The sequence below is a fragment of the Sphingopyxis sp. genome, from assembly GCF_965279725.1.
Lineage (GTDB): Bacteria > Pseudomonadota > Alphaproteobacteria > Sphingomonadales > Sphingomonadaceae > Sphingopyxis.
The window spans coordinates 616,331-629,315 of the sequence record NZ_CBDIIL010000001.1; the positions used below are offsets into that span (position 1 = coordinate 616,331).

11 protein-coding genes are annotated in these 12,985 nt (G+C 63.3%); 6 read left to right on the forward strand and 5 right to left on the reverse strand.

Features of this window, described 5'->3' with window-relative positions:
• Nucleotides 1-7: 7 nt before the first annotated feature.
• Complete coding sequence (locus tag ACQY6T_RS02920; RefSeq protein ID WP_428628220.1) at nucleotides 8-688, forward strand: TPM domain-containing protein; 681 nt, start codon at nucleotides 8-10, stop codon at nucleotides 686-688.
• A gap of 9 nt (nucleotides 689-697) precedes the next feature.
• Entirely contained in the window at nucleotides 698-1,246 is a 549-nt protein-coding gene (locus ACQY6T_RS02925) for an NUDIX hydrolase (RefSeq protein ID WP_428628222.1), read from the forward strand.
• A gap of 100 nt (nucleotides 1,247-1,346) precedes the next feature.
• Here ACQY6T_RS02925 and ACQY6T_RS02930 read toward each other — a convergent pair whose 3' ends face one another.
• The 5 genes from ACQY6T_RS02930 to carA all read right to left on the reverse strand — a co-directional run bounded on the left by ACQY6T_RS02930 (nucleotide 1,347) and on the right by carA (nucleotide 7,599).
• Nucleotides 1,347-1,982 (reverse strand): rhomboid family intramembrane serine protease, encoded by a 636-nt coding sequence (locus ACQY6T_RS02930; protein WP_428628224.1) that lies wholly within the window; start codon nucleotides 1,980-1,982, stop codon nucleotides 1,347-1,349.
• 13 nt (nucleotides 1,983-1,995) lie between these two features.
• A complete protein-coding gene (gene greA / locus ACQY6T_RS02935; RefSeq protein ID WP_428628227.1) occupies nucleotides 1,996-2,472 on the reverse strand; it encodes a transcription elongation factor GreA in 477 nt (158 codons plus the stop codon).
• Nucleotides 2,473-2,564: 92 nt separating this feature from the next.
• Nucleotides 2,565-5,900 (reverse strand): carbamoyl-phosphate synthase large subunit, encoded by a 3,336-nt coding sequence (gene carB, locus ACQY6T_RS02940; RefSeq protein ID WP_428628228.1) that lies wholly within the window; start codon nucleotides 5,898-5,900, stop codon nucleotides 2,565-2,567.
• 4 nt (nucleotides 5,901-5,904) lie between these two features.
• Nucleotides 5,905-6,324 (reverse strand): hypothetical protein, encoded by a 420-nt coding sequence (locus ACQY6T_RS02945; RefSeq protein WP_428628231.1) that lies wholly within the window; start codon nucleotides 6,322-6,324, stop codon nucleotides 5,905-5,907.
• Nucleotides 6,325-7,599, reverse strand: coding sequence for a glutamine-hydrolyzing carbamoyl-phosphate synthase small subunit (gene carA / locus ACQY6T_RS02950; protein WP_428628232.1), 1,275 nt, complete (start codon nucleotides 7,597-7,599; stop codon nucleotides 6,325-6,327).
• 131 nt (nucleotides 7,600-7,730) lie between these two features.
• Here carA and ACQY6T_RS02955 point away from each other — a divergent pair, with 131 nt between their 5' ends.
• The 4 genes from ACQY6T_RS02955 to rpoD all read left to right on the forward strand — a co-directional run bounded on the left by ACQY6T_RS02955 (nucleotide 7,731) and on the right by rpoD (nucleotide 12,703).
• The gene (locus ACQY6T_RS02955; RefSeq protein WP_428628234.1) at nucleotides 7,731-8,183 is read left to right on the forward strand and encodes a GatB/YqeY domain-containing protein; all 453 of its coding nucleotides are present in this window, start codon (nucleotides 7,731-7,733) and stop codon (nucleotides 8,181-8,183) included.
• Between the two features lie 120 nt (nucleotides 8,184-8,303).
• Nucleotides 8,304-8,696 (forward strand): endonuclease domain-containing protein, encoded by a 393-nt coding sequence (locus ACQY6T_RS02960; protein ID WP_428628236.1) that lies wholly within the window; start codon nucleotides 8,304-8,306, stop codon nucleotides 8,694-8,696.
• Nucleotides 8,697-8,760: 64 nt separating this feature from the next.
• Nucleotides 8,761-10,644 carry a DNA primase gene (gene dnaG, locus ACQY6T_RS02965; RefSeq protein WP_428628238.1) on the forward strand — a complete coding sequence of 628 codons (1,884 nt, stop codon included), beginning with the start codon at nucleotides 8,761-8,763 and terminating at the stop codon, nucleotides 10,642-10,644.
• A 31-nt stretch (nucleotides 10,645-10,675) separates the two neighbouring features.
• On the forward strand, nucleotides 10,676-12,703 hold the full coding sequence (rpoD, locus tag ACQY6T_RS02970) for an RNA polymerase sigma factor RpoD (RefSeq protein ID WP_428628239.1): 2,028 nt from the start codon (nucleotides 10,676-10,678) through the stop codon (nucleotides 12,701-12,703).
• The last annotated feature ends 282 nt before the right edge of the window (nucleotides 12,704-12,985 follow it).

Here is a 12,985-nt window from a genome sequence, read left to right on the forward strand (position 1 = left end):
GCGGCACATGAAAGTCAGTCACGTCAGCGAAGCCGACCACGACATTGTCACAGCAGCGGTCGCAGCGGCGGAAAAGCACACCAATGGCGAAATCGTCACGGTCATCGCCGGACAGTCGAACGATTATGACGATGTCGCGCTCGTCTGGGCCAGCGTCATCGCGTTCATCGCGATGTCGGTGGTCGCGCTCTTCCCCGAATTCTACCGCAACCTCTATGATCAGATAACCGGCGGTTGGGGGCACGAGATCACGGCGAATGAATGGCTGGGCACGGTCATCGCCATCGGCGTGCTCAAATGGATCGGGGTCTGGCTGATCCTGCTCTGGCGCCCGCTGCGGCTCGCGCTGACTCCACGCGCGATCAAGGCGGGGCGGGTCCGCGCCCGGGCGATCGATCTGTTCAAGGTCGGCACCGAGGCAAAGACGATGGGCCGCACCGGCATCCTGCTTTACCTCAGCCTGCGCGAACACCGCGCCGACATCGTCGCCGACGAAGCGATCGCGGCGAAAGTCGCGCCGGAGGTCTGGGGCGACGCGATGGCGGCGCTGATCGAACAGGTGCGTGCCGGCCGACCCGGCGAAGGCATGGCGGAAGCGGTCAAGCAGATGGGCGTCGTGCTGGCCGAGCATTTCCCGCGCGGCAGCGAGAATCCCAACGAGCTCCCCGACCGCCTGATCGAGCTTTAGGAAACACCCGTGACCCGCCCTGCCCCCGAAGCCCCGATCGAGACGCGCTGGGAAGGCCGCTTCATCACCGTAAAGCAGCAAGGAACGTGGGAATATGTCTCGCGGTCGCGCGGCATCCATGCCGCGGTGATCCTGGCAATCGACGACGCCGCGGACGGTCGCCACGTCATCCTGGTCGAACAATATCGCGTGCCAATGAAGATCCAGTGCCTCGAACTGCCTGCGGGTCTTGTCGGCGACGAGGCGGCGGGCGAAGCGCCCGAAATCGCCGCCGAACGCGAACTTGAAGAGGAAACCGGCTATCGCGCCGCGCATTGGCGCACGGTGGGCGAGTTTTACAGCTCGCCCGGGATGGTCAGCGAAAGCTTCACCCTGCTCGTTGCGACTGGTTTGACCAAGGTCAGCGACGGCGGCGGGGTCGGCGGCGAGGACATCATCGTCCACCGCGTGCCGCTGAACAGCATCGCCGATTTCGTCGCGGCGAAACGTGCCGAGGGATGCGGGATTGATGTGCGGGTCGCGATGTTGCTGGCGGGCGGGTTGCTGGAAGCCCTCTAATTCCGTTCGCGTCGAGCGAAGTCGAGACACCCATCGGCCTTGCGCCACTCCGGCGGGCATCTCGACTTCGCTCGATGCGAACGGATTCTATAGATCGAGGCTACCGCGCCCCGAACCGCCAACGCAGCAACGGCCTTGCCAGCAGCAGTCCGGCCAGAAAGCCACCGACATGCGCCCAGATCGCGATCGCGCCAAACCCGCCGCCGCCGGCCAGGCCGATCAGCAACTGCACGCCGATCCACGCCGCGGCCAGCCACAGCGCGCGCACCCAATGGCTGGGAATGGGGCCAATGGCTGGCGCCTGTGAGCGGCTGAAAATGAGCGCGAAAACCGCGATGACTGCCGAGATCGCGCCGCTGGCGCCGATCATCGGGACCGCCGACTGCGGATCGGCCAGAAACTGGGCGAACGCGCCGCCATAAGCCCCCGCGAGCAGCAGCACCGCCATCGCCTTTGACCCGAGCGGCGCCTCCAGCTGACGGCCGATGAAGAGCAGCACAACGATGTTAAAGACGATGTGCAGCACCCCGCCATGCAGAAATGCCGAGGTTAGCGGGGTGAGAAAGAACGGCGTCATCGTCCCCGGCGGGACGATGAGTTCCGACCCGAACCGCGCGGGAATAAACCCCGCGCGAATGATCGCATCGACCTGGAACCCGGTAATCCACAATAGGACAAAGACGATAACGCAGACGAGCGCATAGCCCGTGACCAGCGGCGCTTCCTGCGGCTTCATCGTCAACAATCCATCAGATGAATTCGATTTTCTTCACCACATAATATTTGTCGCCGGCAGGCACGGTGACTTCGATCTCGTCCTTGACCCGGCGACCGATCAGCGCGCGGCCGAGCGGGCTGTTATAGCTGATCCGCCCGACGCGGGCGTCGGCTTCGGCCAGGCCGACGATCTGATATTTCACCGGCTTTTCGTCTTCGTCGAGCAGCGACACAGTCGCGCCAAAGACGATGCGATCGCCCGACAGCGTCGTCGGGTCGATGATCTGCGCGCGCGACAGCTTGTCTTCCAGGTCGCCGATCGACGCCTCGACCTGCCCCTGGCGTTCCTTGGCCGCATGATATTCGGCGTTTTCGCTCAGGTCGCCGTGCGCCCGCGCGACCTCGATCGCCTCGACGATGATCGGGCGTTCAGCCTTGAAATCCGCCAGTTGTGCATTCAGCTTTTCATAGCCTTCTTGCAGCATCGGCACTTTTTCTACGCTCGCCATTCTTCGTCTTCCTTCGTCAATAACTCTCCGCCAGCGAAGTTTCGCCGGGCGGCTGCGCCGCTTTTCCGTCAATGTCGGGGGGCGGTGTTGGTTCAATAATAGTCTTGAAGCGGCTTTACTTCAAGAGAGTGCGCGCGCAGCGCCCCGATCGCGTGGGTCGCGGCATCGCTGCCTGCCGCGGTCGTGTAATAAGCGACATCGGCGGCGAGCGCCGAGGCCCGGATCGATTGCGAATCCTGCAGGCTCTGCCACCCCTCGGTGGTGTTGAAGATCAGTTGCACATCGCCGTCCTTGATCCGGTCGACGATATGCGGCCGGCCCTCGGCGACCTTGTTGACGCGCTCGACCGCGATCCCCTCGCCGGTCAGATAATCGGCGGTGCCGCCGGTGGCGATCACTTTCCATCCCCAGCCGGTCAGGCGGCGAACCGAGTCGAGAACCCGCGGCTTGTCGCTGTCCTTGACCGACACGAAGACTCGGCCATCGGTCGGCAGGCGGTCGCCGGCCCCCAGCTGGGCCTTGGCGAACGCCAGGTTGAAATTGCTGTCGATTCCCATGACTTCGCCGGTGGATTTCATTTCCGGCGACAGCACCGGATCGGTGCCGGGGAAGCGCGCAAAGGGGAACACCGCCTCCTTCACCGCGACATGTTTGATGTCGCGGTTGATCTTGGGCAGGTCGGCGAGCTTTTCGCCCGCCATCACCCGCGCCGCGATCTTGGCGATCGGCGAGCCGACGGCCTTGGCGACGAACGGCACGGTGCGGCTGGCGCGCGGGTTGACCTCGATCAGATAGACGTCGTCGCCCTTGACCGCGAACTGGATGTTCATCAGCCCGCGGACTTCGAGCGCGCGCGCAAGCAATTCGGTCTGGCGCTCGATTTCGGCGATGATGTCGGCGGACAGGCTGTACGGTGGGATCGAGCAGGCGCTGTCGCCCGAATGGACCCCGGCTTCCTCGATATGCTGGAGCACCCCCGCGACCACGACATCGGTGCCGTCGCACAGCGCATCGACATCGACCTCGATCGCGTCGCGCAGGTAGCGGTCGATCAGCACCGGCGAGTCGCCCGATACCTGCACCGCGGTCTCGATATAATTTTCGAGCTGGGCCTGATCGTCGACGATTTCCATCGCGCGGCCACCGAGCACATAGGACGGGCGGGTCAGCACCGGATAGCCGATGCGCGTCGCGACCGCGATCGCCTCTTCGCGGCTGCGCGCGATGCCGTTTTCGGGCTGCTTGAGGCCGAGCTTGTTGATCAGCGCCGCAAAGCGCTCGCGGTCTTCGGCGAGGTCGATCGCGTCAGGCGAGGTTCCGAGGATCGGGATGCCAGCGTCGGACAGCGCCTGCGCCAGCTTCAGCGGGGTCTGGCCGCCGAACTGGACGATGACGCCGACGAGCGTACCGTTCTGCTGCTCGACGTGCAGGATTTCGAGCACATCCTCGGCGGTCAGCGGTTCGAAATAGAGGCGGTCGGAGGTATCATAATCGGTGCTCACCGTTTCCGGATTGCAGTTGATCATGATCGTCTCATAGCCCGCCTCTTCGAGCGCGAAGCAGGCGTGACAGCAGCAATAGTCGAACTCGATCCCCTGCCCGATCCGGTTCGGACCGCCGCCGAGGATGACGATCTTTTTCCGGTCGCTCGGGTTCGCCTCGCATTCGGGTTCGCCAAAGGTTGGGGCTTCGTAGGTCGAATAGAGATAGGGGGTCTGCGCCGCGAATTCGGCGGCGCAGGTGTCGATGGTCTTGAACACCGGGCGGACGCCGAGCTTGTGGCGGAGCTGGCGCACTTCCATCTCGGTCACGCCGCCGGTCATCGCCTTGACCGCTTCGTGGATCAGCCCGCGGCCGCTGGCCGTCGCACGGCGCGTGCCCGGTTGCAGGTTCGCCGATTGCAGCGCGAGATAGGCGAGCCGCTTGTCCGAAAAGCCCATGGCTTTCAGCTTGCGCAGTCCCTCGGCATCGCGCGGCAGACCGTCGCGGCACACTTGCTTCTCGGCCTCGACGATTTCCTCGATGCGTTCGAGGAACCACATGTCGTAACCCGCGATGCGGTTGATTTCGCTGAGCGGTAGCCCCTCGCGGATCGCTTGCGCGGCGTTGAGCAACCGGTCGGGGGTCGCCTTGGCCAGCTCGCTGCGCAGCTGGTCGTGGGTCGCGCCTTTCAAGCGATCGACGAAGTTGAAGCCCGACAGGCCGGTTTCCAGCCCGCGCAGCGCCTTTTGCAAAGATTCGTGGATCGTCCGCCCGATCGCCATCACCTCGCCGACCGATTTCATCGCGGTCGACAGCACCGCCTCGGCGCCCTTGAATTTCTCGAAGGCGAAGCGCGGGATCTTGGTGACGACATAATCGATCGTCGGTTCGAACGACGCCGGGGTGACCCCGGTGATGTCGTTCATGATCTCGTCGAGCGTATAGCCGACCGCCAGCTTCGCCGCGACCTTCGCGATCGGGAAGCCCGTCGCCTTTGACGCCAGCGCCGACGAGCGCGACACGCGCGGGTTCATCTCGATCACGATCAGGCGGCCGTCCTTGGGATTCACCGCGAACTGGACGTTCGACCCGCCGGTCTCGACCCCGATCTCGCGCAGGCACGCGATGCTCGCGTTGCGCATGATCTGATATTCCTTGTCGGTCAGCGTCAGCGCCGGGGCGACGGTGATGCTGTCGCCCGTGTGCACGCCCATCGGATCGACATTTTCGATCGAACAGATGATGATGCAATTGTCCTTGCGGTCGCGCACCACCTCCATCTCATATTCTTTCCAGCCGAGGAGCGATTCCTCGATCAGGACTTCGGTGGTCGGCGAGGCGATCAGGCCGCCGCGGACGATATGCTCGAACTCCTCGCGGTTATACGCGATGCCGCCGCCGGTGCCGCCCAGCGTGAACGACGGGCGAATGATCGATGGCAAGCCGGTGCGTTCGAGCACCGCGAGCGCCTCGTCGAGCGTGTGCGCGATGCCTGAGCGCGCGCTTTCGAGCCCGATCTTGGTCATCGCGTCGCGGAACTTGATCCGGTCCTCGGCCTTGTCGATCGCCTCGGCATCGGCGCCGATCATCTCGACGCCATATTTGGTCAAGGTGCCGTCGTTGAACAGCGCCAGCGCGGTGTTGAGCGCGGTCTGCCCGCCCATGGTCGGCAGCACCGCCCAGCCGCCCGGATGCAGCGCAACCTCCTTGGCGATGATCTTCGCAACGATCTCGGGCGTGATCGGCTCCACATAAGTGGCGTCGGCCAGGTCGGGATCGGTCATGATCGTCGCGGGGTTGGAGTTGACGAGGACGATGCGATAGCCCTCCTCCTTCAGCGCCTTGATCGCCTGCGTCCCCGAATAGTCGAACTCGCACGCCTGACCGATAACGATCGGGCCAGCGCCGATGACGAGGATGGATTGGATGTCGGTTCTTTTGGGCATTTTTTTATCCGAAATATGATTTTGCAGCGGCGCCAGCGGCAGCAGCCAGAAGAAGTTTTGTGGTTTCCCAAATCCCCTTGCCGACGGGGATTTTGCTAAGACGCTGTTTCCAAGTGAGCGGCTTGCGGGCCTCGCTAATTTCTGACGCTCGTGCTTTTCCGGCAGCAGTTAGTGCTAAAAGCATCATGGCCGGCTTATCACTGTCACGGATAGACCGAGCAAATGACGGCTCATTACGGATCAATAACCAACCCGCGTCGCGAGCAAGCTGAGGGTTCTCGTCCCAGTTCACATCTGACCGAGCTTCTCTAAGTACCGCAATCGGGCTTAAAGGCTTCGTGTTGGAAGACCCCTGCGCCGCCAGCGCGACAAGCAGATCGTCTCTTAGCACGTTGAGATTGGGAGGATCGGGCTGAAGCGCCATTTACCTTAGATTTCCCACAAACTTCTCGAACAAATAGAAGCTGTCCTGCGGCCCCGGGCTCGCCTCGGGGTGATATTGCACGCTGAACGCATTCTTCCCCGTGATCGCGATGCCGCAGTTCGATCCGTCGAACAGGCTTTTGTGCGTCTCGACCACGCCGCCCGGCAGGGTCGAGGCGTCGACCGCGAAGCCGTGGTTCATGCTGGTGATCTCGACGATGCCGTCGCCGAAATCGCCACCGACACGCTGCACCGGATGGTTCGCGCCGCGATGCCCCTGATGCATCTTCACCGTCCTCGCCCCCGCGGCGAGCGCGAGCAGCTGGTGGCCAAGGCAGATGCCGAAGATCGGGACATTGCGTTCGAGCAGCCCCTTGATCACCGGCACCGCATAATCGCCCGTCGCCGCCGGATCGCCGGGGCCGTTCGACAGGAACACCCCCGCGGGGCGCAGCGCGACGATGTCTTCAAGGCTGGTCTTTGCGGGCACCACGGTGACGCGCGCACCGGCGTGGACCAGGCTGCGGAAGATATTGTCTTTGGCGCCGTAGTCGATGGCGACGACGTGGGGCTTCTTTTCCCCCTCCCGCTCGCGGGAGGGGTTAGGGGTGGGCATGTCCTCAGATGTCGGCGCAGAATTCGGCCCACCCCCGACCCCTCCCGCAAGCGGGAGGGGGGAAGAGGCATAGCCCTTTCCAAGCGCCCAAACCCCCGCATCCCACGCACCCTGCCGCTCGCGGGTGACGGTCTTGGCCAGGTCCATGCCTTCCAGCCCCGGCCAGCCCTGCGCCAGCATCAACAGCTTATCGAGATCGAACTTGCCCTCGGCATGATGCGCCACCACCCCGGTCGGCGCGCCGCCGTCGCGGATGCGGCGGGTCAGCGCGCGCGTGTCGATGCCGGCGAGGCCGATCAGCCCCTGCGCCGCCATCCATTCGGGCAAAGTCTGCACGCTGCGGAAATTGCTGGGCAGCGTCGGCAGCTCGCGCGTGACACAACCGATCGCGGCGCGTTTTTCGCGTTCCATATCGTCGGGGTTCGCGCCGACATTGCCGATGTGCGGAAAGGTGAAGGTGATGATCTGACCCGCATAGCTGGGGTCGGTCAGGATTTCCTGATAGCCGGTCATCGCGGTGTTGAAACAAATCTCGCCCACCCCCGCACCGGCCGCGCCATAACCGACGCCCCACAGGACGGTGCCATCGGCAAGAACGAGGACGCCGGTGGCGCCATCGGGCTGGCTTGCAGGCGCGGCAGAGGGGTTGGCAGGTGCCATTCAACATGCTCCGGACGGGGGGCTAAACGGCCGATCAACTAGGCAGCAAAAAAGTGATTCACAAGCTATCGAATTCGGAATCTTCCCGCTAGAGAGGGTCTTTCCGAAATTTGCAGCGCATGGGGACACGCATGATTCGTGACGACATCAAGGCTGCGCAGGTCACCGCGATGAAAGCCGGCGACAAGGCGCGGCTCGGCACCATCCGGCTGATGCTGGCCAAGATCAAGGACAAGGACATCGAACTGCGCACCGGCACCCCGCCGGCCGACGACGATGTGCTGGTCACCGACGTGCTGCAGAAGATGGTGAAACAGCGCCGCGAGTCGATCGCGCTGTACGAACAGGGCAACCGTCAGGAGCTCGCCGACATCGAGGCGGCCGAGGTTGTCGTGATCGAAGATTTCCTGCCCGCACAGCTTTCCGACGACGACGCAATGGCCGCGATCAAGGCGATCGCCACCGAACTCGGCGCCGCCAGCCTGAAGGACATGGGCAAGGTCATGGCCGCGGTAAAGGAACGCCACGGCTCCGAACTCGATATGAGCAAGGCGAGCGGGTGGGTGAAGGCGGCGCTTAGCTAAGGCCACCGAAGGCGTCGCCCACCCCTAACCCCTCCCGCAAGCGGGAGGGGGACTGGACCGCAATCTTACCTCTCCCCTCCCGCTTGCGGGAGGGGTCGGGGGTGGGCATACCGCCATTCAATGGATGGACAGTTTCAGCCCCGCAACACAGTGCGAGCCAAGGAGTTGCGCAACGCGGCAACGCCCGCCGAGCGGACACTATGGCGCTGTCTATCCGGACGAAAAATCGGCGGCTGGAAATTCAGCCGACAGATGCCGGCTGGTCCTTACTTCGCCGACTTTCTTTGCCGGGAAGCGCAGTTGATAGTCGAACTCGATGGATATTCGCACGATATGCGTCAGGCCTATGACGAACGCCGGGATCTTTGGCTTACCGAAAACGGTTATCGGGTTCTTCGCTTCACGAACAGCGATGTCATGACGAATATCGACGGCGTCGTGTTCGAGATCGAACGCAGCCTTGCCCTTCTGCCCACCCCTAACCCCTCCCGCAAGCGGGAGGGGGACAAGTGACACCTCACGCAGACCGCCTCCTCTCCCGCTTGCGGGAGGGGTCAGGGGTGGGCATGGCCCGCTCATGACCCTCACCCCGCAATGGCTGGACGAACTGCGCGCGCGCGTCACGCTATCGACCCTGATCGGTCGCACGGTGAAGGTCACCCGCGCCGGCCGCGAATATAAGGCCTGCTGCCCCTTCCACAATGAAAAGACGCCCAGCTTCACGATCAACGACGAAAAGGGCTTCTACCACTGCTTCGGGTGCAGCGCGCATGGCGATGCGATCCGCTGGATGACCGACCAGCGCGGGCTGTCGTTCATGGATGCGGTCAAGGAGCTAGCCGCCGAGGCCGGGATGGAGGTTCCCGCCGCCGACCCGCGCGCCGCGAAAAAGGCCGAGGAGGCGGCGAGTCTGCGCGATGTGGTGCAGGGTGCGGCCGACTGGTTCACCCAGCAACTCGACAGCAGCAACGGCGCGCCGGCGCGCGACTATTTGGCGAAGCGCGGCATATCCGACCCGACGCGGCGGGCGTTCGGCTTCGGCCTTGCCCCCGATAGCCGCAGCGCGCTCAAGGAAGCGCTCAAGAAATTCCCGAGCGCGATGCTGGTCGAATCGGGGATGCTGATCGAAGTCGAGGGCAAGGAGCCTTACGACCGCTTCCGTGGCCGGTTGATGATCCCGATCCGCGACGCGCGCGGGCGGGTGATCGCGTTCGGCGGGCGCATTTTGGGCGATGGCGAGCCCAAATATCTGAATTCGCCCGACACGCCGCTCTTCGACAAGGGCCGCGTTCTCTACAATCTCGACAAAGCCAGCCCGACGTCGCGGCAGACGAACCGGATCATCGTCGTCGAAGGCTATATGGACGTCATCGCGCTGGCCGAGGCGGGGATCGCCGACGCGGTCGCGCCGCTCGGCACCGCGCTGACGGAGGCGCAGCTTGGGCTGATCTGGCGGATGGTGCCGGTGCCGGTGCTCTGCTTCGACGGCGACGCGGCGGGACAGAAAGCGGCGATGCGCGCCGCGATGCGCGCGCTGCCGTTGCTGCGACCAGGTTTCAGTCTCGCATTTGCGGTTCTGCCCCCGGGACAGGATCCCGACGATATCGTCCGCGCCCGCGGCGCCGAAGGCTTCACCGCCTTGCTCGACGAGGCGCAGCCGCTCGTCGAACGCCTGTGGGCGCATGAGGTCGCAGCAGGGCCGCTCGCGACCCCCGAGGAACGCGCCGCGCTCAAGACTCGGCTGCTCGGCCATGCCGATGAAATTCAGGACCCCGACGTGCGCCACCATTATCGCGAGGCGTTCCGCGAACGGCTCGACACGTTGTTCGCGCGCAAGCAGCCGGAGCGCGCGCAGCGCCAGCCGTGGACACCGAACCCGCCGCGAGGAAGCGGCAATCGCCGTTTCGGTCCTGACCCGCGGCTCCAGCCTCCGGTCGACGAAGCGCGGTCGATCGGCCAGATCGGCATTGGCGGCCACTATGCAGCGGCGTTGATCGGCGGATTGCTGCGTTTTCCCGAAGCGCTGCGGCGTAATGAGGAGGCGCTGACGCGGCTCGCGGTCACCGATTCCAGCGACGCCGAACTGCTTGGCGCAATGCTTGACAGCGCGGGTGCACAGGAAGGGCTTGATTGCGAGGGGTTGCTTGCCATATTGGAGCCAATGAAAGTGTATAATAGGGCGATGACATTGCTCAGAGCCGACGGAATGCACTTCTCGTTCAATCGCAGGCTTGACGGCGAAGAGGTTGATGCAGCGCGGGAAACGGCGCTTCGCGACCTGGATGAATATATCGGCGTGCTGGTGACCCAGCCTGAAATTCGCACCCGGCTTGCCGAAGCCACCGCGGATTACATGCGCTCGATGGACGACGAAGGCCATGCGCGGCAGCAAAAGCTGCGCGCGATGGACGAGGAATTGACCCGCCGCCTGGCCGCGCTGTCCGACAGCAGCCCAGGCTGACCCACTGATTGCCCCCAAGGCAGGAACATATATGGCCACCAAGAACACCGCAGCCGAAACCGAAGCCGATACCGACGGCCCGCTGATCGACCTCAACGAGGCCGACGTCAAAAAGCTGATCGCGCGCGGCAAGAAGCGCGGGTATTTGACCTATGACGAGCTGAATGCTGCCTTGCCGCAGGACGAGATGTCGTCCGAGCAGATCGAGGACATCATGTCGGCGATTTCCGACATGGGCATCAACATCGTCGAAAGCGACGAAGATGTGCAGGAAGAGGCCGACGCCGAACCCGACGACGAAGTCGATGTCAGCGCCGGGACCGGTTCGGTTTCGAACCCCGCGATCGAAAAGAAGAAGGAAACGGTCGATCGCACCGACGATCCCGTTCGCATGTACCTGCGCGAAATGGGCGCGGTCGAGCTGCTCAGCCGCGAAGGCGAAATCGCGATCGCAAAGCGCATCGAGGCTGGTCGCGACACGATGATCCTGGGGCTGTGCGAAAGCCCGTTGACGTTTAATGCGATCATCGAATGGTCGAACGCGCTGAACAACGGCGATATGCAACTGCGCGAGATCGTCGATCTGGAAGCGATGTTGTCGAAGGACCCGGCGCCCGAGAATCTCGAGGAAGAGGGCGCCGAGGATAACGGCGAGATCAGCGAGAAGACGGCCGGCGTCTCGTTCAAGGACGAGGACGAGGTCGAGGAAGAACCCGAAGCAAGCTCGGACGACGAGGACGGCGAAAGCTCGTCAGGCAAGCGCGAAACCTTTGAGGAGGATGAGGAAGACAACACTCTCAGCCTCGCCGCGATGGAAGAGCTGCTCAAGCCCGATGCGCTCGAGAAGTTCGCGAACATCACCAAAAGCTTCAAGGCGTTTTCGAAACTGCAGGATGCGCGGCTCGAGGCGTTGTCGGGCATTGGCGAATTTCCCGCGGCGTCGGAAAAAAAATATCACAAGCTGCGTGAAGACCTCACCGCGCAGGTCGAAGGCGTGCAGTTCCACAACACCAAGATCGAATATCTGGTCGATCAGCTTTACAGTTATAACCGCCGCCTGACCGCGCTGGGCGGCCAGATGCTGCGCCTGGCCGAGCGCCACAAGGTGCCGCGCAAGGCGTTTCTCGACAATTATGTCGGGCGCGAGCTGGAAGAAAACTGGATCGATAGCGTCAAGGCGATCGACAAGAAATGGGTTGCTTTTGCCGAAAACGAAGCCGGCGCGGTCGATCGCATCCGCATCGAAATCTCGGAAATCGCGCAAGCCGCGGGCATGAGCCTGACCGAATTCCGCCGCGTCGTGAACATGGTCCAGAAGGGCGAGCGCGAAGCACGGATTGCCAAGAAGGAAATGGTCGAGGCGAATCTGCGGCTCGTGATCTCGATCGCCAAGAAATATACGAACCGCGGCCTGCAATTCCTCGACCTCATTCAGGAAGGCAATATCGGCCTGATGAAGGCGGTCGACAAGTTCGAGTATCGCCGCGGTTACAAGTTCAGCACCTATGCGACCTGGTGGATCCGTCAGGCGATCACCCGCAGCATTGCAGATCAGGCAAGAACGATCCGTATCCCGGTCCATATGATCGAGACGATCAACAAGCTGGTGCGTTGCAGCCGCCAGTTCCTCCACGAAAGCGGCCGCGAGCCGACCCCCGAGGAAATGGCCGAGCGTCTGTCGATGCCGCTCGAAAAGGTCCGCAAGGTGATGAAGATCGCCAAGGAGCCGATCTCCCTCGAAACGCCGATCGGCGACGAGGAAGACAGCCACCTCGGCGATTTCATCGAGGACAAGAATGCCGTCATCCCGGTCGATGCCGCGGTGCAGTCGAACCTCAAGGAAACGGTTACGCGTGTCCTGGCGTCGCTGACGCCGCGTGAAGAACGTGTGCTGCGCATGCGCTTCGGCATCGGGATGAACACCGATCACACGCTGGAGGAAGTCGGCCAGCAGTTCAGCGTGACGCGCGAACGTATTCGCCAGATCGAGGCGAAGGCGCTCCGCAAGCTGAAGCACCCATCGCGCAGCCGCAAGATGCGCAGCTTCCTCGACCAGTAAGCGTTCGGGGTTGAAAGAAATCAGGGGCGGTCCGGCAACGGGCCGCTCCTTTTTATGTCGGCTTTGGGGTGGTGAGCGGACGTTCGCTTGTCCCCTCCCGCAAGCGGGAGGGGCAGCGAGACTTGGGACTTGCTCCCTAGTCGCAGCGGGGTGGGCCATCGCGACGTCGCTGCCCACCCCCGACCCCTCACGCCTGCGGGAGGGGAGAAGAATGTCCTAAAATGATCGCTTCCTGACCGTCGTCCCGGCGTCATGCGTGAATGACGCGTAGAGCGCTGCTCT

What these genes read in the sequence shown, in the direction of transcription:
- ACQY6T_RS02930 (WP_428628224.1), bottom strand. Translation starts at nt 1,982, where the DNA reads ATGAAGCCGCAGGAAGCGCCGCTGGTCACGGGCTATGCGCTCGTCTGC.
- rpoD (WP_428628239.1), top strand. Translation starts at nt 10,676, where the DNA reads ATGGCCACCAAGAACACCGCAGCCGAAACCGAAGCCGATACCGACGGC.
- greA (WP_428628227.1), bottom strand. Translation starts at nt 2,472, where the DNA reads ATGGCGAGCGTAGAAAAAGTGCCGATGCTGCAAGAAGGCTATGAAAAG.
- carB (WP_428628228.1), bottom strand. Translation starts at nt 5,900, where the DNA reads ATGCCCAAAAGAACCGACATCCAATCCATCCTCGTCATCGGCGCTGGC.
- ACQY6T_RS02920 (WP_428628220.1), top strand. Translation starts at nt 8, where the DNA reads ATGAAAGTCAGTCACGTCAGCGAAGCCGACCACGACATTGTCACAGCA.
- ACQY6T_RS02945 (WP_428628231.1), bottom strand. Translation starts at nt 6,324, where the DNA reads ATGGCGCTTCAGCCCGATCCTCCCAATCTCAACGTGCTAAGAGACGAT.
- carA (WP_428628232.1), bottom strand. Translation starts at nt 7,599, where the DNA reads ATGGCACCTGCCAACCCCTCTGCCGCGCCTGCAAGCCAGCCCGATGGC.
- ACQY6T_RS02955 (WP_428628234.1), top strand. Translation starts at nt 7,731, where the DNA reads ATGATTCGTGACGACATCAAGGCTGCGCAGGTCACCGCGATGAAAGCC.
- dnaG (WP_428628238.1), top strand. Translation starts at nt 8,761, where the DNA reads ATGACCCTCACCCCGCAATGGCTGGACGAACTGCGCGCGCGCGTCACG.
- ACQY6T_RS02960 (WP_428628236.1), top strand. Translation starts at nt 8,304, where the DNA reads ATGGATGGACAGTTTCAGCCCCGCAACACAGTGCGAGCCAAGGAGTTG.